At 49.4% G+C, this 20,041-nt stretch carries 15 protein-coding genes and 3 pseudogenes; 7 read left to right on the top strand and 11 right to left on the bottom strand.

Features of this window, described 5'->3' with window-relative positions:
* Positions 1-2: 2 nt before the first annotated feature.
* The 3 genes and pseudogenes from ACM1PF_RS21420 to ACM1PF_RS21430 all read right to left on the bottom strand — a co-directional run.
* Positions 3-872: a CheR family methyltransferase gene (locus ACM1PF_RS21420; RefSeq protein WP_416666682.1), complete on the bottom strand. Its 870-nt coding sequence runs from the start codon at positions 870-872 to the stop codon at positions 3-5.
* Positions 873-903: 31 nt separating this feature from the next.
* Positions 904-2,019, bottom strand: coding sequence for a chemotaxis-specific protein-glutamate methyltransferase CheB (cheB, locus tag ACM1PF_RS21425; RefSeq protein ID WP_416666684.1), 1,116 nt, complete (start codon positions 2,017-2,019; stop codon positions 904-906).
* Between the two features lie 29 nt (positions 2,020-2,048).
* Positions 2,049-2,243: pseudogene (locus ACM1PF_RS21430) on the bottom strand (response regulator); the annotation flags it as partial.
* A gap of 62 nt (positions 2,244-2,305) precedes the next feature.
* Here ACM1PF_RS21430 and ACM1PF_RS21435 point away from each other — a divergent pair.
* Positions 2,306-3,466 (top strand): ISH3 family transposase, encoded by a 1,161-nt coding sequence (locus ACM1PF_RS21435; RefSeq protein WP_416666610.1) that lies wholly within the window; start codon positions 2,306-2,308, stop codon positions 3,464-3,466.
* On the opposite strand, the gene ACM1PF_RS21440 is transcribed toward ACM1PF_RS21435, so the two are convergent.
* From ACM1PF_RS21440 to ACM1PF_RS21475, 8 genes and pseudogenes are all read right to left on the bottom strand, one after another.
* Positions 3,445-6,540, bottom strand: coding sequence for a hybrid sensor histidine kinase/response regulator (locus tag ACM1PF_RS21440; RefSeq protein ID WP_416666686.1), 3,096 nt, complete (start codon positions 6,538-6,540; stop codon positions 3,445-3,447). The two genes, ACM1PF_RS21435 and ACM1PF_RS21440, sit on opposite strands and share 22 nt — an antisense overlap.
* A gap of 38 nt (positions 6,541-6,578) precedes the next feature.
* Positions 6,579-7,493: pseudogene (locus ACM1PF_RS21445) on the bottom strand (methyl-accepting chemotaxis protein); the annotation flags it as partial.
* Positions 7,494-8,029: 536 nt separating this feature from the next.
* A complete protein-coding gene (locus tag ACM1PF_RS21450) occupies positions 8,030-9,235 on the bottom strand; it encodes a response regulator (RefSeq protein WP_416666687.1) in 1,206 nt (401 codons plus the stop codon).
* A 310-nt stretch (positions 9,236-9,545) separates the two neighbouring features.
* The gene (locus tag ACM1PF_RS21455; protein ID WP_416666689.1) at positions 9,546-10,808 is read right to left on the bottom strand and encodes a SufS family cysteine desulfurase; all 1,263 of its coding nucleotides are present in this window, start codon (positions 10,806-10,808) and stop codon (positions 9,546-9,548) included.
* A gap of 109 nt (positions 10,809-10,917) precedes the next feature.
* The gene (gene sufD, locus ACM1PF_RS21460; RefSeq protein WP_416666690.1) at positions 10,918-12,267 is read right to left on the bottom strand and encodes a Fe-S cluster assembly protein SufD; all 1,350 of its coding nucleotides are present in this window, start codon (positions 12,265-12,267) and stop codon (positions 10,918-10,920) included.
* On the bottom strand, positions 12,264-13,052 hold the full coding sequence (gene sufC / locus ACM1PF_RS21465) for a Fe-S cluster assembly ATPase SufC (RefSeq protein ID WP_416666692.1): 789 nt from the start codon (positions 13,050-13,052) through the stop codon (positions 12,264-12,266). The genes sufD and sufC overlap by 4 nt, the downstream gene beginning before the upstream one ends.
* A 68-nt stretch (positions 13,053-13,120) precedes the next feature.
* Positions 13,121-14,556: pseudogene (sufB, locus tag ACM1PF_RS21470) on the bottom strand (Fe-S cluster assembly protein SufB).
* Between the two features lie 104 nt (positions 14,557-14,660).
* Positions 14,661-15,026: a ferredoxin-thioredoxin reductase catalytic domain-containing protein gene (locus tag ACM1PF_RS21475; RefSeq protein WP_416666694.1), complete on the bottom strand. Its 366-nt coding sequence runs from the start codon at positions 15,024-15,026 to the stop codon at positions 14,661-14,663.
* Between the two features lie 211 nt (positions 15,027-15,237).
* On the opposite strand from ACM1PF_RS21475, the gene sufR reads away from it, so the two are divergent.
* The 6 genes from sufR (at position 15,238) to atpB (ending at position 19,940) form a co-directional block, all read left to right on the top strand.
* Complete coding sequence (gene sufR / locus ACM1PF_RS21480) at positions 15,238-15,894, top strand: iron-sulfur cluster biosynthesis transcriptional regulator SufR (RefSeq protein ID WP_416666695.1); 657 nt, start codon at positions 15,238-15,240, stop codon at positions 15,892-15,894.
* A 51-nt stretch (positions 15,895-15,945) separates the two neighbouring features.
* The gene (locus tag ACM1PF_RS21485; RefSeq protein ID WP_416666697.1) at positions 15,946-16,281 is read left to right on the top strand and encodes a hypothetical protein; all 336 of its coding nucleotides are present in this window, start codon (positions 15,946-15,948) and stop codon (positions 16,279-16,281) included.
* Between the two features lie 318 nt (positions 16,282-16,599).
* Positions 16,600-17,007, top strand: coding sequence for a hypothetical protein (locus ACM1PF_RS21490; protein ID WP_416666699.1), 408 nt, complete (start codon positions 16,600-16,602; stop codon positions 17,005-17,007).
* A 367-nt stretch (positions 17,008-17,374) separates the two neighbouring features.
* Positions 17,375-18,574 carry a class I SAM-dependent methyltransferase gene (locus ACM1PF_RS21495; protein WP_416666701.1) on the top strand — a complete coding sequence of 400 codons (1,200 nt, stop codon included), beginning with the start codon at positions 17,375-17,377 and terminating at the stop codon, positions 18,572-18,574.
* Between the two features lie 88 nt (positions 18,575-18,662).
* Entirely contained in the window at positions 18,663-19,124 is a 462-nt protein-coding gene (locus ACM1PF_RS21500; RefSeq protein ID WP_416666703.1) for an ATP synthase subunit I, read from the top strand.
* Between the two features lie 66 nt (positions 19,125-19,190).
* Entirely contained in the window at positions 19,191-19,940 is a 750-nt protein-coding gene (gene atpB, locus ACM1PF_RS21505) for a F0F1 ATP synthase subunit A (RefSeq protein ID WP_416676749.1), read from the top strand.
* The last annotated feature ends 101 nt before the right edge of the window (positions 19,941-20,041 follow it).

The following is a 20,041-nucleotide window of genomic DNA, read 5'->3' on the forward strand; positions in this document are numbered from 1 at the left end:
CCTTATTCCTGAACCGCAATGGGATCATTTGGATGCTGGTAAATGATTGATTCTGGAAATACTTTAACCTGGAAGTTTTCTAAATCTTGGTCGTAGACTTCAGCATGGCCCGTCAGGAGATAACCCCGGGGATTGAGCGCGTGATAGAGTCTATCTAAAACAGCGCAGATTGTCGATCGTTCAAAGTAGATGAATACATTTCGGCACAGGATTAAGTCCATATCTTTAAAGTCAACCGCCGTCGCTGAAAAATCAGGTTGAACCAGATTTAAGAGCTGAAATTGAGGCAGTTGGCGAATGGATGGAATGATCTGATATTCATGCCCCCTACTCTGGAAGTATCGCTGCTGAATCCTGCCATCAACGCCTCTAAAAGACCAGGAACGATAAAGTCCTAGCTTTGCCTTTTGGAGTACTTCTAAATTAATATCTACACCCAGAATCTTAATATTCCACTGCTCTTGATCGGGGAGCAGCTCAGTGAGCAAAATCGCCAGAGAGTAAGCTTCTTCACCTGTTGAACATCCGGCACTACAAATGCGGAGTGTTTGGGTCGATCGATTCCGCTGAATTAGCTCAGGCAGAATGCTATTTTTCAGGAGAGAAAACTGTTCTTTATCTCGAAAAAAGTAGCTTTCAGGATTGGTAAGCAGTGTGATTAAATGCTGCCACTCTCGATCGCTTTCACTCGTTTTAGAGTTCATGAGTTGGTAATACTCTGGAGAAGCCAGTTGGAGCACCTGCATTCTCTGAAAGATTTTTTGATACAGGGCAGCTTGCGCCGAGGGGCGAATGGCTAAACCCGTTTGTTCGGCAATCAATTGCCCAAATGAGGCACTGAAGCCCGACTTGAAAGATTCGATTTGTGACACGTTAGTTGCTGCATTGGATAGCAGAATCACATTATTCGCTCCTCTGAGCCAAAGCCGCTTGAATCAGGGTTAGCAGAGTTGGCGCAATGGTCTGAATCGGGAGCACCCGTTGGACAGCACCCAGCTTGATCGCTTCTCTGGGCATACCAAACACAACGGAGGTTGCTTCATCCTGAGCGATCGTATAGCCACCGGACTCCGCAATCGCCTGCATTCCATCCGCTCCGTCTCGCCCCATGCCAGTCAGCAAAATCCCGACCGTATGGTTGCCATAAAACTGAGCGATCGATTGGAAGGTTACGGTTACGGAAGGACGGTGCCCATCGACCGCTGGCAGATAATGACACTTGAATCGCCCTTGAGCATCTAGCCCTAAATGTTTTCGTTCAGGCGGAAAGTACACCTGACCGGGTTCAGGCCGTTCTCCAGGTTGAGCAATTTGAATCGGTAATGGACAACTACTGGCTAACCAGTTGATCAATCCTTGTAAAAAACCTGAGCAAATGTGTTGAACACAGATAATGGGTAACGGAAAATTGGCTGGGAGTTGAGACAGCAATTCCTGCAAGGCTTGAGGGCCACCCGTTGATGCTCCAATCCCGACAATTTCAGGCTTAAAGGCAGAATTGACCCTGTATCCTGCGCGATCGTTCCCTGATAGATGGGCAGACTGCAATGATGGTTTTCGCCTTTTGGTAAATACCTTAACACCGGATAAAATTTCGATGCGATCGATTAATTGTTGGTTGAATTGTTGATCATCCGCAATCAGTCCAGCAACTGGTTTGGGAAAAATATCGACTGCCCCTGCTTCTAACACTTGAAAAATATGATGCGTATCATCCGCCTGAACGGAAGCACTGACCACTAAAATCGGTCGAGGATACCGGGTCATCACCTCATGGGTGAACTCCAATCCATTCATATGGGGCATATGCAGATCGGTACAAATCACATCGGGATCTACCGTTGGAATTAACGATAAGGCTTCCAATCCCGTCCGGGCTGTCCCTACTACCTCAACTCGAGGTGATGCATCCAGAATTCGCTTTAAAAGCACCAAAGCGATTTGTGAATCTTCAACAATCAGGACACGAATCGGCGTTAATCGAGGCAATAATGTTGATTGAGGAAATGAATCGTTCATGTAACCTGTTTAAGGATTGAGTATGCGCATCAAACCAACCTCTCCAAAGTTTCCAAAAGAATTTCTTGATTAAACTTTCCCTTTGTAATGTAGGCATTCGCCCCTGCTTCCGCCCCACGACGACGATCCTCATCAGAGGACAGCGTTGTCACCAGGATGATGGGCAACTTATCGTATTCTGGGTGCTGCCGAATTTGAGCCGCCAGCGATAGGCCATCCAGGTTCAGTAGATCGCAAATTCTCTAGGAAAGGGGTAGGGTCAGGCTAAACGCATTAAAACAAAGCCATGACGATCTACCCAAGTTCATTATCGCCTGCTCCAGCTTTGACGGATGAAGCGACGTTGGAGGTAGCCCTCGACTGCCTATTGGAACACTTATCCCTGGACATGCAAGGTGGATACACACTCCAAGATCTGTTTGAGATTTTGCTACGGGCCGCCAGTCGCAGCGATAGCATTGAACACACAACACAACGATTGGAGGGCGTACCCAGTGGCAATGGCATTCGCTATCATCTCGATAAGTTAGACGATATCACAACTCTGGAATCTCAACTCAATGCCGCTCTGCAAAGCCGCATCCCCCCAAAAATTCGTAAGGGCAAGCATCGTATTGCCATTGACCTCCATCTGATTCCCTATTACGGCAGTGTGAACGTCGCCACTGAGCCTTACATCTACCGCTCTCAAGCTAAGGCAGGCACGACTTCGTTCTTTGCCTATGCCACCGTCTATGTGATTTGTCGTAACAAACGGGTTACTTTGGGTATTCATGCCGTGCATCGGCATGAAACATTGGTTGCAACCATCACTTATTTATTAGCCATGCTGACTCCCTTACGAGTCCGCGTCAAACGGCTTTATCTTGACCGTGGGTTCTATAGTGTACCAGTCATTCGTTGGCTCAAAGCTCTCAATATTCCGTTTCTCATGCCTGCGGTAATTCGAGGCAAACGTGGAGGTACTCGCCAGTTGTTGATTGGGCGCAAAAGTTATGCCACCCGTTATACCCTCAACAGCCCTCAATATGGTTCAGTTACCTGTCAGATGCGGGTGATTTGCAGCTATTACAAAGGGTTCAAAGGGAAACATGGTATCCAATACACCCTATACGTGGTGCATCGTGTGAGGGTTGCTTTGGAGCAGATGCATCAGCATTACAAAGACCGTTTCGGTATCGAGACCAGCTACAGGATGAAAAATGGGTGCCGTATCCGCACCACGAGCAAGAATCCAGTCACCCGTTTGCTGTTTGTGGCTCTGGCGTTTATTTTGGTCAATCTCTGGGTGTATTTGCTCTGGTTCTTTGTGAGCCGTACTCAACGAGGAGGACGGGTCGTTTACCGAGAACTCTTTAGTCTCAAGACCATGTTGGAGTTTCTCTCTCAGGCTGTCGAGCGACATTTCCCAGTCATCACAGCCATCTATTTACCCTCTCTAGAATGAATTTGCGATCTACTGAGGTTTGGCATTTCAATATCAGAAACCACTGCATCAAAGCTGCGCGATCTGAGGATGTTATAACCATCCAGACCATCAACCGCACTCACCACTTCATACCCTGCACTTTCAAACAGGCGTTTCTCCTGAATTCGCACAGGAGGTGAATCTTCCACCAGAAGAATCACGGGCTGACGACGTGGTTTGGGTCGAGGTCGGATCGGTACTGTAGACCCAGTGGGTTGCTGCAACGATTGCACCAATTCAAGAGGATTCAAAATCATGCAGACCTCCCCATCAGCCAGGGTTGTGGCTCCTATTACATTGCGGACTCGCTTTAACAACTGACTTTGGGGTTTGATGACAACTTCCTGCGTATCCAGCAACCGATCGACAAACAATCCAGCTTGTTGATCTTCTACATTAAGCAAAATGCAAATCCGCCGATCGCGCTGACGTAACTCCGTTTGAGCGATCGCAGCATAGGCTGGTGACCTGGAAAGCTCCAAGACATCCACTAGATTCGCAACGGGAATCGATTGTCCATTTACAAGAATCGTGTTGCGATTGTCCGCTGTCGTCAGTTGCTCTGGAGAAACCAGTAGCGTAGATTGTAATGCCTCAAAGGGCAGGGCATAAAGAATCCCCTGAACATCCACAAGCACAACATTGAGCGTTGCTAATGAGGTACTGAGTTGGAGTCGAAAGGTGCAACCCTGTCCCGGAGTTGACTCAATCTGAATCCGCCCCTTCATACGCTCAACCACTGTCCGCACAACATCCAACCCCACCCCCCGTCCTGACACCTCCGTGATCAGTGTCCGAGTTGAAAATCCGGGTGCCAAAATCAGGTTTTGCAACTGACTGATAGACATGCTTGCTAATTCATCAGCCCGATAGAGCTTGCGTCGGATTGCTGTCTGTTTAATTTGCTCTAGATCTAACCCTCTGCCATCATCAGCCACCTCAATAACGATACTATTCTCAGTTTTATATCCCCTTAAAACGATCGTAGCTGTTGAAGGTTTTTGATGCTGTTTGCGTTCTTCTGGAGTTTCAATGCCGTGATCGATCGCATTCCGAATCAGATGTGTTAAAGCATCTTTGATTCCCTCTAAAACCTGTTTGTCGGCGGTGATTTCTCCTCCCTCAATGCTCAACTGGATACTCTTAGACTGCTGCTTTGCCAAATCCCGCACCAGTCGGGGAAATGATTGAAATACCGTTGATAGAGGCAGCAAACGGAGGGTGCGGATCGTTTCACCCAGGGTTCCCACAATGCGGTCTAGTTTGCTCTGGTTTTCCTGGGCTGTGATTCTGAGCGTATTGATGAGCTGTTCTAATCGCTCCTCATCTGGACTGGTGAGCGCAGACATACCCAGGCGAGGGCTACGGTTACGGTTCGTTTTCCAATCCTGCCACAGGAGGGCAATTTGTTCTGCCTGGGCCATCATCTGAGCGGTCTGAATTTTGGTCACTGTCAGCTCATCCGCCTGGGCCATCAGAGCATCCAGATCACGGGTTTGGATACGAATCGTCTCAATTTGGGGTGTTTCGTCTGCGGCAGAAGGAGCTGGAAGAGCCACCTGGGGAGCGGAGCGCGCAGGAGTGGGTTCTGCTGGCTGCGTCGAAGTTGGAACAGGCAGTGCAACCGCTTCAACCAGATGGGCCAGAACTTGAGCCGTGTTCACTCCGCTCGGTTCCCCAGTGATCGTTTCCCGTAGAAGCTGCTGGATGGCATCCAGACTGTCATAAAGCCGATCGCTGATAGGGGGAGTTAAAGCAATTTCCTGATGCTGGATGTATCCCAACACCTCTTCAAATTGGTGAGTCAGGGTTTCTATTGTCTCCACACCCACACTGCTGGAATCCCCTTTGAGGCTATGCGCTTCCCGCATCAACTCTGCCAGAATCGCTGTATCATTTGGATGATTTTCCAGGTGAACCAGTCCAGCCTCTAGCTTTTGGATCCGTTCTGCACTGGTGATACGGTAAATTTCTCGTAACTCAGTATCAATCGCTCCAGATGCACTGGCTCCAGATGCACTGGCTCCAGATGCATTTACCCCAAATCCATCAGGGGAAACTACCGATGAAGAATTAACAGGTGATGTTGTAGCAATTTTTGTTGGTTCTGCGACTTTAGTGGCTTCTGTAACTTCTGCGACTTCTGCGACTTCTGTTGGTTCTGCGACTCTTGCGACTTCTGCGACTTCTGCAACGGGTTGTGCCGACGCAGCGATCGTTTCGGCCAGGAAGCTTAATATCTGGTTAAGATCAACGCCGCTGGGTTCACCTGTCACAGACTCATGCACGAACTGCTTCAGGGTAGTCAATCCCATTAATATCCCGTTGCTGACCGTTGAGGTGAATTTTATCTCCTGCGATCGCACCTGTTTCACTATGGTTTCAAGTTCATGGCTCAGTACCTCTACTGTCTCTAGCCCCACGCTTCTAGAATCACCCTTGAGACTATGGAGTTGCCGTAACACGTTGGTCAGAACCATCTCATCCGTGGGCTGTTGCTCCAGTTGCGCTAAGTCAACCTCCAACTTTTGGAGCCGTTCTTCGCTGGTCGTGCGATAAATTTCCCGCAGTTCATCATCCTCAATGAATGCTGTTGTGACAACTGTTGAAGTTAATGGCATTGAGTGGGCAGGCTCTGGGGGAAATGCAGCAGACGAGACACTAGACGGAGGAGCGATCGCTGCTGCTAAAACAGCAAACACTTCTTCCATATCCACGCCGCTGGATTCACCCGTCACCGCTTCGCCAATTAACCGCTCGATGGCATTTAATCCGGTGAAAAGTCCGTTGCTCATCGCTGGCGTTACCACTGAATTGGATTGTCGCAGACTTTTGAAAATGTCTTCAATCCGTTGAGCCAGGCTTGCTACGAGGTCTAATCCTAAACTGCGAGAATCACCTTTGAGGCTATGAATTTCCCGCCGCAGGCTCCGCAGGATTGCTTCATTCTCAGGGTTTTCCTCTAATTGCACCAAATCAGCTTCCAGCCGCTGAAGTCGCTCTTCTCCAGAAATCCTGTATAAATCTCTCAGTTCTTCATCTTCAATCATCATGGCTTGTCGATTTCAATAATCATGGCTTGTCGATCGAACTACACCATTTCTTGTTTGAGAGCTGAAGCCATGTCGTTCAACTGCTTTGTACTGGTCTGGATTTCAGTCAATCCCGTTGCTGTTTCATTGGCTCCTTTATTAATGTTTTCCATTGCTTCAACAACTTGTCGAATTGCATCCACTTGTTGTTTCAAATTCAGGGAAACCTGCTGGTTATTCAACACCACTTTATTGACGGACTCCGCTACCCCCATGAAGGTTTGTTCTGTACGTTGGGCAGTCTGCACACTCGTTTTCACAGTTTTTGTCCCTTCGTCCGTTACCATCACCGTTGAATTAATTGCCTTTTGAATCTCTGCAACCAAAAGGCTGATCTTTTCAGCAGACTGTTGGCTCTGGTCAGATAACTTGCGAATCTCGTTGGCAACCACTGCAAAACCTTTGCCATGTTCTCCAGCCCGAACTGCTTCTACGGAGGAATTCAGGGCCAGCATGTTTGTCTGGTTAGCCAATTCAGAGACCAATTGAGAAATGCCGCCAATCTGGTTGGCTTGCTCGCTGAGTCGCACAATCTGTTCTGCGATCGCTTCCACCTTTTTTTCCATTAGAAACATCCCTTCCAGGGTTTCTTCCACTGCCTCTGTTCCACTCTCGGTGAGCTGGAGGGCCTGTTTCGCAGCTGTAACTGCTGCCTGAGCCTGTTCTGAGGATTGGCGGCAAGATGCTTCCAGTTCATCCATGGTGGTCGTGGTTTCGTTTACAGAAGCAGCTTGCTGACTGGCAATGCGTTCGTGCTGCGCCATCGCTGAGAAAATTTGTTGGCTGAAGGCAGAAATAGAAGACACCATCTGCTCAACCAATGCTTTGCGTTGTCGCCCTCGAATCAGACCTAAGGGGAGAACCGTTGCCAGCACGATCAGGGAAAGAATACCAACCACAAACGGAAAGGCATTACCCAGGCCGAGTCCCTCAGGGTAGTTGCTTCCGGAGAAGATGTCTGTTGGGCTAGCTGTGCTTGGATAAACTGCACCTCGCCTTTCAGGGTGTTGCCGTACTCGGTTCTGGCTTCTGTTCTGGTTTCCGATACCCTGGCTGTATTTGCAGTAATTGAAGCGATAGATGTGGAAAAACTACCCTGTAATCCTGTCATCAGAACTGGCAGCGCTGCTACCAAAAGTTTCGATCGCAATGCTTGAGGCTGGGAGCACTTAGAGTTCTTATATCGTTTTGGATGCATTACAGACTACCTATAACAACAGAATCGGTCTGATTGGTGCACCTGATTGAGTTAATTTCCTGATCTACTCATCAACAGGTTCTATAACGATCCGGTTGAGAAGGATGAGAGAACAATGAGAATTTGATTGGACTCACGCCTCTTTTATGAAGCTCCTGTGAAGCTATATTTGAATGGCACTGATGTCAGTAATTTTGAATGGTTGAGCACCTTGATTGGTCGATCGAAATGACGCTCTTGATTTCACTCCTCTCATGGCATAGCTTTTGGGTCAATATACTTCTGAATCATCTGCAATAACTCATCGGCATGGGGAGGTTTGCTCAAAAATTCAGTTGCCCCCGCCAGCATTGCGCGAACTCGATCGATCGAACTACTTTGCCCCGTTAAGATAATGATTGGTGTTTTCTTAAATACAGGGGTATCTCGCAAAAATTTGCAGATGCTATAGCCATCAGCATTCGGCAAAAGCAAATCTAGAAGGATTAAATCCGGTTTATGTTCAATCAGTTGAGCAAACCCTCGCATGGGTTCTGGAATGCTCAACATCTGGTATCCTGACGAGACTAGAATTTTTTTTAATGTATGGGCTAATACCGGGCTGTCGTCGATGCAGGCGATGAGGGGTTGTTGCTGGACAGGAGGTGGTTTGCTCGCGGCGGGTGGCAGGGTTACTCCGGGCGAGGTTGCACCGGGTGAGGTTGCTCCGGGCGAGGTTGCTCCGGGCGAGGTTACGCCAATCGGCTGTTCTGCAGTAAGTGGGGCGCAATCCTCAACCGCTTTAAACTGCAACACACCCTTCTCCAGCCAGGGTATTAAGGAACAGGTTACACCTACCACAGATTGCTCCAGCCGTAACGCAATGTCCCATAGGGTCAGCTCACCATTGAGGTACTGTTGGGGGACGGGAAGTAATTCGGCAGGCAAATCTTGTTGAGTTAATGCCGGTGCCAGCGTCGGGCTGAGATGGTCTAAGCCTGCCTCCTGCCATTCTTGCCGCATTCTGGTTGCCCGACCAAGGATGGCTTGCATTTCCCAGGATGAAAGCGCGATCGATCGACAGGAATCCCAAATTTCATATTCATTCGGCATCCACTGGCTTTCCATGTGAGTCTGGCTGCTCAACTCAAACAACCCTTCCTGCGCAGTACTTCGGACAATTAGCTTGGCCCGAACCAGGCTCAACTGGCTTTGGCTAATGCCCCGATTCAGCAGTTGGCATTCCCAGTTATGTTTGTCCGGAAGTCGAGGGAGTTCAGTGCTCCAGTTCCAATTGATGCTATGTTGCTGTAACGCTCTGCTCCATCGTCTTGTAGGATGCTCTCCACCTGCAATGTAAAGAACTTGACCACGGATGAGATGTATCTTCCAAACTTTTGTTTGATGACACAGGGTTACTTCACCATCAACATGCTTAATGGGCTTGTCTAACTTTTCAATTAACCAGGCTAGTTCCATTGGCAGTAGGCTCTTCTGATAGAGGAAATGCTGATCATTTGCGCGATCGAGCAATCTAGCAACGGACGGACAGCCTGAAATGAGCAAAGCTGCCGAGTTCAAATTGTGGATGAGACTGAAAAAAGCCTTATCCCGACTGTTCCCTCGATTGCAATGCAATTAAATGCCGTGGCTACTCCCTCTCAAGGATCTTTAAAAAGAACCTGTGCCGCAATAGAATGGCGGCAGTATCATCGAAGCTTCATAAACTGCTGTTCTGAGTTAAGTTAGGGTGAAATAATTGAAAGTCTTCCGTTGAATTATCTACAGCCTATCCAAAAATGCCGCTAAAAAACTCGATCGCTTCCTTCAAAGATGCAATAAATGTATCAATTTCTTCGCGGGTGTTGTAGAAGTAGAGGCTGGCTCTGGCAGTGGATTGGGCGTTGATATAGCGGTGCAGGGGTTGTGTGCAGTGGTGTCCCGCTCGAATTGCAATGCCCGCCTGATCCAGAATGGTGGACAGGTCATGGGGATGGACGGCTCCCGTTGTAAAGGAGACCAGGGCTGCCCGATTGCTGGCAGTTGCATTCGGCTGCGGCCCGTAAATTTGGACTTCGGGAATCTGGTTGAGTTGTTCAAACAGGTAAAGGGTCAACTCCTGCTCGTAGGCATGGATCTTGTCCATCCCAATACTGGTCAAGTAATCGACTGCCGCACCGAGTCCGATCGCCTCGGCAATGGCGGGAGTTCCAGCTTCAAACTTGTGGGGTAAATCAGCGTAGGTGGAATGATCTAGAAAGACATCGGCAATCATTTCCCCCCCACCCAAGAAAGGCGGCATGGAGCGCAACAGATCCAGCTTGCCGTACAGGAAGCCAATGCCCGTGGGCGCACACATTTTGTGCCCTGAACCCACTAACCAATCACAGTCGATCGCCTGCACATCGATCGGCATATGGGGCACACTCTGGCAGGCATCAATCAGAACTCTGGCTCCGTGCTGATGGGCAAGTCGCGTAATCTCTTCTACCGGATTAATACAGCCCAGTGTATTCGAGACATGAACGACGGCAACCAGCTTCGTTTTGTTTGAAAGCAGTGATTTGAAGTGGTCTAAATCAAATTCCTGGGTGTCTGTTAATTCAACAAACTTAAGAACTGCTCCGGTACGCTGGGACACAAGCTGCCAGGGAATCAAATTACTGTGGTGTTCCATCACTGTGAGAATCACTTCGTCCCCCGCTTGAAGATGATTCATACCCCAGGAATAGGCCACCAAATTGATCGCTTCGCTGGCGTTGCGTGTATAAACAATTTGCTCCCGACTTTCCGCATTGACGAACGCGGCCACCTTATCCCGCGCCCCTTCATAGCTATCCGTCGCCCGCGAACTCAAGGTGTGAACGCCGCGATGCACATTCGCATTATCCGTTTGATAATAATGCTGCAACGCCTCTAGAACTGCCCTGGGCTTCTGGGAAGTGGCCGCATTGTCCAGATAAACCAGTGGTTTGTCATGCACCGTTTGATGCAGGATGGGAAAGTCGGCGCGAACTTTAGAGGCAAGGGTTCTTTCTTGAGCAATAGTCATAATCGGTGGGGAGGAGGAGAAGGTGAAAGGACGGATTCACATTATGTAGGGGCAAAGCATTCAGTAGACAATCCTGCAATTTTAGAAATTGTTGCCCAAAGGCTTTGCCTTACCTGAAGCATTCAGACAATCGATCGCGCAACGTCTCGATCGGAATATCGTTAATGATTTCGATCGCAAAGGCATAGATCAGCAAGCTGCGAGCACTGTCAGCATCAATCCCCCGGCTCTGAAGGTAAAACACTTCATCTGCTTCCAGTTGTCCCACCGTGGCCCCGTGGGTACATTTCACGTTATCGGCAACAATTTCAAGCTGGGGTTTGGTGTCTACCCTGGCTTTAGGGGAGAGGAGAAGATTCTGATTCAACTGTCCGGCATTGGTGAGTTGAGCCGCCTGGGGTACAAACACCTTACCGTTGAAGACGGTGTGCGCTCTGTCGTCCACAATGCACTTATGGAGTTGATTCGTCGTCGCGTAGGGCTGAGTCAGGGCAATCTTACTATGGGTATCCGCCAGTTGAGTCCCTCTGGCGATCGTTAGTCCATTGAGCGTTGTCTGAATTTGCTCTCCGGTCTGGTAAATCTCCAGGTGATGGCGAGAAATCGCGGCTCCCAGACTAATGGCATGGCAGATATACCGGGAATCTCGCGCCTGGGAAACGGCTGTCTTACCCACATGGAAAGCCGGATCAGACTCCCGCTGTAGTCTAGTATGATTGACCTCAGCGTTGCCCTCAACCCAGATTTCCGTCACTGCATTGGTGAAGGATTGCCCCTGTCCGATCGCTCCATACTCCTCAACAATCGTCACGGAGCTATTGGGTTCAGCCACCACCAGACAGCGCGGTTGGTTAAATAAAGGCGTTTCACCTGCCGTAGAAACAAACAGCAAATGAATCGGCGTTTCTACCGCTAGATTTTTAGGAACCCAGACGATCGCAGCATCCGTCAAACCGGCTGTATTGAGAGCCGTAAACAGTTCGTCATGCCCCGACTGCTGACCGAGATAAGTCTCCAGCTTCAGATCCGGCAAACCAGACAGCGCACCAACGGTCAATCCATCAGGCAAATTGGCGATCGACGATAGCTCTGGGGCATAGACTCGATCGACAAATACCAGCCGACTATTCACCGCTTCCGGCAACACAAACCGATCGAGAGTCCCCAACCCGACTCCCGACTCCCGTTCGCGGAGCGTCTCCGCAGGAGAACTCCCGACTCCTGCAAACGGTACCTCCAGCAACGGGGACAGATCGGTAAACCGCCATTCCTCATCACGGGTGGTCGGAAATGACTGGGACTGTACCTGGGCTAAGGCCCGATCGCGCAATGCCGTGAGCCATGCCTGAGTCGGTTGAGTTTGTTTGACTAGATTCAGCAGATGAGCCAGGTAAGCATCTCGCTTCATGGTTGGCGTTAGTTCAGCGGTCATCGGATTCGCAGAGACTTGAATCGTCATGATGCCACCACCTCCCCTGCGGCTTCCAGCACCCAATCGTAACCACGCTCTTCCACCTCTAGAGCCAGTTCCTTAGTTCCGGTGCGAAGAATCCGACCATTGGCCATGATGTGAACGTAATCCGGCTCAATGTAATTCAGCAGCCGTTGATAGTGGGTGATCAGGACGAGCGCATTGTCGGGATTAGAAAGCTGATTCACGCCATTGGACACAATCTTCAGGGCATCAATATCCAGCCCGGAATCCGTTTCATCCAGAATTGCCAGCTTCGGTTCCAGGAGAGCCATTTGCAGAATTTCATTTCGCTTCTTTTCGCCGCCAGAGAATCCTTCATTCACACTGCGGCTGAGGAAGCTAGCATCCATTTTGACCACGTCCAGCTTTTGCTGCACTAACTCGTCAAAATCGAAGGCATCCAGTTCTTCTTCCCCCAAATGCTTGCGCTTCGAGTTGTACGCCACCCGCAGAAAGTCGAGGTTGCTGACTCCGGGAATCTCTAGAGGATACTGAAACGCCAAAAAGATGCCCGATCGCGCCCGGTCTTCCGGTTCCAGTTCAGATAAATCCTCTCCCCGAAAGATGAGTTCACCTCCCGTTACTTCGTAGTCCGGATGGCCCGCCAGCACCTTGGAAAAGGTACTCTTTCCAGAACCGTTCGGGCCCATAATGGCGTGGACTTCGCCCGATTTGACTTCTAAATTCAGCCCTTTTAGAATCGGGGTTCCGTCTACATCAGCCGTTAAGTTCTTGACGGAAAGAATAACCTCGCTATTTTCAATGATCATTTCAGATACCTAACTAAACTCTCACTCGATTCCTAACTGCATCGCATCATGCTTCCAAACTGGCTCGATCAACCGACGCTGCCTTCCAACTTCAGGCTCAGGAGGCGATCGGCTTCCACCGCGAATTCCATTGGCAGTTGGTTGAACACATCCTTACAGAAACCGCTGATGATCATGGAAATGGCATCTTCCGCCGAAATCCCGCGCTGCTGGAAGAAGAACAGTTGGTCTTCCCCAATCTTGGAAGTGGAAGCTTCGTGTTCTACCCGGGCAGAATTGTTTTGTACCTGAATGTAGGGGAACGTGTTGGCACCCGCCGTATCACCAATCAGCATCGAGTCACACTGGGAGTAGTTCCGCGCCCCTTTCGCCTTCGCCCCACTTTTACCAAGCCGCGATAGCTGTTTTTAGAATGCCCTGCGGAAATTCCCTTAGAAATAATCGTGCTGCGGGTGTTCTTGCCAATATGCACCATCTTGGTGCCCGTGTCTGCCTGCTGACGATTGTTAGTCAGTGCTACAGAATAAAACTCACCGACCGAGTTATCGCCCACCAGCACACAGCTTGGATACTTCCAGGTAATCGCTGATCCCGTTTCCACCTGAGTCCAGGAGATCTTAGAGTTCACGCCCTGACACAAACCGCGCTTTGTGACGAAGTTATAGATGCCACCCTTACCCGTTTCATCTCCGGCGTACCAGTTCTGTACCGTGGAATACTTAATATCTGCATTGTCCAACGCCACCAGTTCTACCACTGCTGCATGGAGCTGATTCGTGTCAAACATGGGAGCCGTACAGCCTTCCAGATAGCTGACCGAGCTACCTTCCTCAGCAATGATCAGCGTCCGCTCGAACTGCCCTGAATCACCATTATTGATCCGGAAATAGGTAGATAATTCCATCGGGCATTTAGTGTTCTTAGGAACGTAGACAAACGATCCATCACTAAACACAGCAGAATTCAAAGCAGCAAAGAAATTATCGCCAACCGGAACAACACTGCCCAGATACTTTTGCACCAGATCAGGATACTTCTGTACCGCTTCCGAGATGGAGCAGAAGATGACCCCTTCCTCCGCCAGTTTCTCCTTAAAGGTCGTGGCAACGGATACGCTATCAAACACTGCATCGACTGCTACGTTGGACAACCGCTTTTGTTCCGACAGAGGAATACCCAGCTTCTCAAAGGTTTCCAGCAATGTTGGATCAACCTCATCCAGGCTGTCCAGTTTTTTCTGCTGCTTCGGCGCAGAGTAGTAAATAATTTTCTCGTAGTCGATCCTGGGGTATCCGACCTCTGCCCACTGGGGTTCTGCCATCTTGAGCCATTGACGGTAAGCTCTCAGACGAAAATCCAGCATAAAGGCTGGCTCGTTTTTCTTGGCAGAAATGAGCCGAATTACATCTTCGCTGAGTCCAGGCGGCAGGGAGTCCGACTCAATGTCGGTGACAAATCCGTATTTATAGGGCTGATTAACAAAAGTTTTGACAGAGGTAGTCATGGGTCAGGTTCTCTCTCGACACGGAATTTCGGGGTTTAGATTTTGGATTTTAGATTTTGGATTTAACAGCCGATCGTCAATCCAAAATCATCCATCCCAAACGACTAGTACTGGTTGGTAATCGTGCGGATCTCGTCAAAGCCAATTTCTTGTTTGTCGCCTGCGAAATCGTTGTCAGAAGTCAAAAACAACATACAGTGGCATTCTTTGCGCTCTCGCATTGGCACACAGGGACAATTCCAGTAGGCAGCTTCGGCTTCAGCTTTCTTATCTTCGTAATGGCGACAAGGACACAGGGGAGAACCCAATTCATCCTTGTGCTTGGCCAAACCTTCGATCACCACTGCGGTTACACCTGGATCGACACAAAAGTATGTTCCAGTGCGTTTGGCGTATTGCTCTGAGAAATGCCGCATGGCTTCCAGGCTTTTGTCGGAGGCTTGACTCGTTTGCTGACTCGATGTATTCATCTCTCTTAGGCGACAGGACGACCAACAGATCTTATAATTAAAACAACACATTTGTTGCTTTACTACTAATTGTAAAGTACTTTAGCAACGTCTGTGTTGTCAAAGTGTATTTTAGAGCCTTTTGGCTCTCTTTGTCTGACTTTTGGCGTATCGAGTTGCAGATCTGACAACTCTGGGAAACGACTCTGGAAAACCTGTTCTGGGAAAACTGATGACAGCCGCGCAGCAGCCTTCCACCAAACAAGATATTTTGAATCATCTCCTTAAGCAGGGCCAGGCAACGGCTCAGGATTTGGCTGAATCGCTGGAGGTCAGCCCCCAGGCCATCCGTCGGCACCTGAAGGATTTGGAAGACGATGGATTGATTGAACATCAGGCGATTCAAGTGGGAATGGGTCGTCCTAACTTTGTCTATCACCTCAGCCGCGAAGGCCGCGATCGCCTGCCCGATCGCTACGATGATTTTGCCCTTTCCCTGCTCGATACCCTGGCCGAAACCGTTGGCAAAGACCAGGTAAATCGCATCCTGCATAAACAGTGGGAGCGCAAAGCATTAGACTATCGCCAGCAGCTAGGGTCGGGTTCTATCCAGGAGCGAGTCGCCAATCTGGTGGAACTCCGTAAGGCAGAAGGCTATATGGCGGAGTGGCATCGGGTTGAGCCAGAAGAGGCTCCCTCGGCAACGCCCCGCTTCATCATCACCGAATACAACTGTGCTATTTCCCACATCGCCGAGTCTTTCCCCAGCGTTTGCGGTCATGAGCTAGAAATGTTTGAACTGGCTCTGCAAGGCTGTAAGGTGGAACGCACCCATTGGCTGGTTAATGGTGAACATCGCTGCGGGTATTTAATTCAGGAAAAAAAATAGCTTAAATACCTTATGTCCTAAGATTGCATACAGAAAATTAATTCACCCCCTATGCACTTTTTCACCATTCATGCCATCCCTGATCCCGAAAGCGAACACGCTGAGACTGCAGGTGGGGCTTATGCCAACTGCTGGATTGACTTCAAGCAAAGAGACGGAGCAGAAGTATTAGCTCGCTACTACATCGAAGAGTCGGGTTGGATCTCCGAGGCGATCGAAGAGGAAGATTGGGTCGAAGAAAAGGATTATGCAGACAACCCAGAGGTGCTGGAATACTTTCAAGAAGCCAGGGAAGATGGCATGTGCATTGTCTTCCATGTCTATCCAATCGGGGATGAGGTAGAGGATGAAGCGGGAGATAATGAGGAGGAGTGGGAGGAAGAGTGAGGATTGAGTGCTGAGGACTGAGGACTGAGGACTGAGGACTGAGGACTGAGGACTGAGGACTGAGGACTGAGTTAAGAAAAGAAAAGAGAAAATTGTATGGTGGACAGTGCTCACCATCCTCAGGAATGCAAAGTGAATAACCTACAATTCTTGTGGGGTGGGCAGCGTTTCGACTGAGTGCTCAAGCCGAAGTCTTGCCCGTCCAGTCAAAGAAGCAGAACGGTGAACAGGTTATTTAATCCATCATCCTGAGCGAGTACCATTCAACCCAAAATAATTCGTTTGTTGCTGGGAAATCTTGAATTAAGGGCTTAATACATGAGTGATTTTCAAGCTGCATCTGAGCAATTTTTAACCCCAGAGGAATGTGCGGAAGTAGACATCGCCATGATGACCTCCCGCGATCGCTTTTCCGCCAGGGTGGCTATCTATTCCCTGCGTTCCCTTAAGCAAATTGCCCAGCAGTATGAGCAGCCGATCGCCCAACTGAAGCCGCAACAAATTGCCAATTGGGTGGAGCAAGATCCATCGCTACGACCGGAAAACGGCTTTGATCAGAGCTTCAAAAATTTCTTTGCCAAACTGGTCATTTCCTCGCTGAATCCCCTGACGCAAATCGCATCAGAGGCGGGGATAGCGATCGAGCAGTTGACAGTTCCCCAGGTTGTAAGCTGGTTTGAGCAAATGGCGAAGCAGCGGATTGAGCAGGAACAGTCATCGTCTTGATCATTTTGCTCATCTTTTGAAGGTGGTGGTGTGTAACTACTGGTGCGATCGTTCTGCTGTGCTGACTGGGCGGGCAAGACTTCGGCTTGAGCACTCAGTCGAAACGCTGCCCACCCCACAAGAGTGATATAGCGTTCACAAATTGTTTGTGAACAAGGGGGGAGGGGCAACGCCCCCACGCCAGGGTTTTACCCCTGCACCCCGTTCAAATCCTACGGAGGATAGCTGTAGATGATTGAATTGGACTGACTGAGGGTGGCACGATTAGAGAATTCCTGGATCGTTGGGGATAGCAGTCCCCTTTTCGATACACTCAGATCTGGTGAGTTCGGATCAATGCGCTGCGATCGAGCAGTGAAAATCTCTTATGTCAGACCCACAGACTATTAGCACCGCCGTTGCTAAACTTTACGACACCTATCCTTTTCCCCCAGAACCCCTGCTGGATGAGCCACCACCAGGCTACAACTGGCGATGGAACTGGCTCGCAGCCTACAACTTTTGCACTGGACAAAAGCCGGCTCGACAGGATATTCGGATTCTGGATGCCGGATGCGGAACGAGCGTAGGGACAGAATACCTGGTGCATCTCAATCCTGAAGCTCAGGTCGTAGGAATTGACTTGAGTGCCGGAGCCTTGGCGGTTGCCAGGGAACGCTGTCAACGATCGGGGGCAAACCGGGTCGAGTTCCATCACCTCAGCCTGTATGATGCCGATCGCCTGCCTGGAGAGTTTGATCTGATCAACTGTGTGGGGGTGCTGCACCATCTACCCGATCCGATCCGCGGGATTCAGTCCCTTGCCCCTAAACTGGCTCCGGGCGGGTTAATGCATATTTTTGTCTACGGAGAATTGGGTCGCTGGGAAATTAAGCTGATGCAGCAGGCGATCGGTCTACTCCAGGGAGAGAAAAAAGGAGATTACCGGGATGGGGTGAAGGTTGGGCGCGAAGTTTTTGCCTCATTGCCAGAGAATAATCGGCTGGTGCAGCGAGAGCAGGAACGCTGGTCGATGGAGAACCAGCGGGATGAATGCTTTGCTGATATGTATGTCCATCCCCAGGAAATCGATTACAACATTGATACCTTGTTTGAGCTGATCGATGCCTCTGGACTGAAATTCCTGGGCTTCTCCAATCCTCGCACCTGGGATCTCGATCGCTTACTGGGCAAATCCCCAGAACTCATGGAACGGGCTAAAAAGTTAGACGATCGCCAGCGTTATCGGTTAATTGAACTACTCGACCCGCAAGCCATCACCCACTACGAATTTTTCCTGGGACGCGCTCCCCTTCCTCACGCCGACTGGTCATCAGATGCTGCCCTACTCAACGCCATTCCCGAACGCAATCCCTGCATGGACGGCTGGGACGGTCGCTGCCTGTTTAACTACGATTACCAAATTGTGAACTTAAATGAAGCAGAGTGGAGATTTCTCAAGGCATGCGATGAAAATCGGGTGGGATCAACCGTAGCGAACTTATTGTCTGATACGGGTTTGGAGCTTGCTGAAGTGCGATCGCTGCTGGCCCAACAACTGATCCTTTTGACTCCATCCGATCAATAACTCATTAAGTATTGTTACCTGTCAGTGATATGATTTTTTAGGGTCATCTATAGACCCAGCCAACACTCTGGATATGTTCTAAAATCCTGTGAACTCGCCAGAAACGTCTCACGAAACCGCTCAAGATCCACAAGAGCCAACAGCCTCAACTGAAGCTCAGGAGGCTGGCACCCTGCCAGACTCACCCGATTCCTCAATGCAGGAATACTACCAGCTTCAGCAGGATTTGTTGAAAGTTACGCTCATCCTAACAGGGATTATCTTTGTCTCTGTCTGGATTTTCTATTCCCTTAATATTGCTCTCAATTATCTGATTGGAGCATGCACAGGTGTGGTTTACTTGAGAATGTTGGCTAGGAATGTAGCGCAGCTTGGACGGGAGCGGTCAAAACTGGGCAGTGCCCGACTCGCTCTTCTGATTGGGGTGATTGTAACTGCCTCTCAGTTGAATCAGCTACAAATCATGCCCATTTTTTTGGGGTTCTTAACCTACAAAGCTGCGGTCATTTTCTATATGCTGCGAACGACTATCCTGCCTGACTCCAATTAGGTTTAGGGTATCCTAGCACTCCTCTAAGTTTCTGGGAAACCTATCGCACGACTACATCTCATGGAAATGTTGAACGTTCTGAATGTCCCACACTTGTTCCTGGCTGAATTAGAGGTTGGCAAGCAATTTTACTGGCACGTCGGCAATTTAGAGCTACATGGTCAGGTGTTCCTGACTTCGTGGTTTGTGATTGGGCTGCTGGTGGTTGCTTCTATCCTTGCAACTCGCAACATCCAGATGGTTCCGGCGGGGTTCCAGAACTTGATGGAGTATGCGCTGGAGTTCGTCCGGGATCTAGCAAAGACGCAAATTGGTGAAAAAGAATATCGTCCTTGGGTTCCCTTTATCGGAACGCTGTTTCTTTTCATCTTTGCTTCTAACTGGGCAGGTGCTTTAATTCCTTGGAAGTTAATTCACTTGCCAGAAGGTGAACTTGCTGCTCCAACTAGCGACATCAACACCACAATTGCCCTCGCGTTACTTACGTCTTTGGCATATTTTTATGCCGGATTCAGCAGGAAAGGTCTGGGTTACTTTGGCAACTATGTGCAGCCAGTACCCTTTATGCTGCCCTTCAAAATTATTGAAGATTTCACCAAACCACTCTCCCTGAGCTTCCGTTTGTTTGGAAATATCCTGGCAGACGAACTGGTGGTCGGAGTATTGGTTCTCTTGGTGCCTCTGTTTATTCCGCTGCCCGTCATGGCGTTAGGACTCTTCACCAGTGCGATTCAGGCATTGATCTTTGCCACCCTGGCGGCGGCATATATTGGAGAGGCGATGGAGGAACATGGTGAAGGACATGAGGAACATTAGAAACTAGGTTCCTCAGAGGGGGTATCCGCCTCCGTTCCCCCGGTAAACAAGTGTTTCAGGTGTTGATTGGTTGATAGCCACAACGCTTTGGAACCATCGGT

The organism is Egbenema bharatensis FJBBOT/2019 (assembly GCF_048077055.1).
Classification (GTDB): domain Bacteria; phylum Cyanobacteriota; class Cyanobacteriia; order Elainellales; family Elainellaceae; genus Egbenema; species Egbenema bharatensis.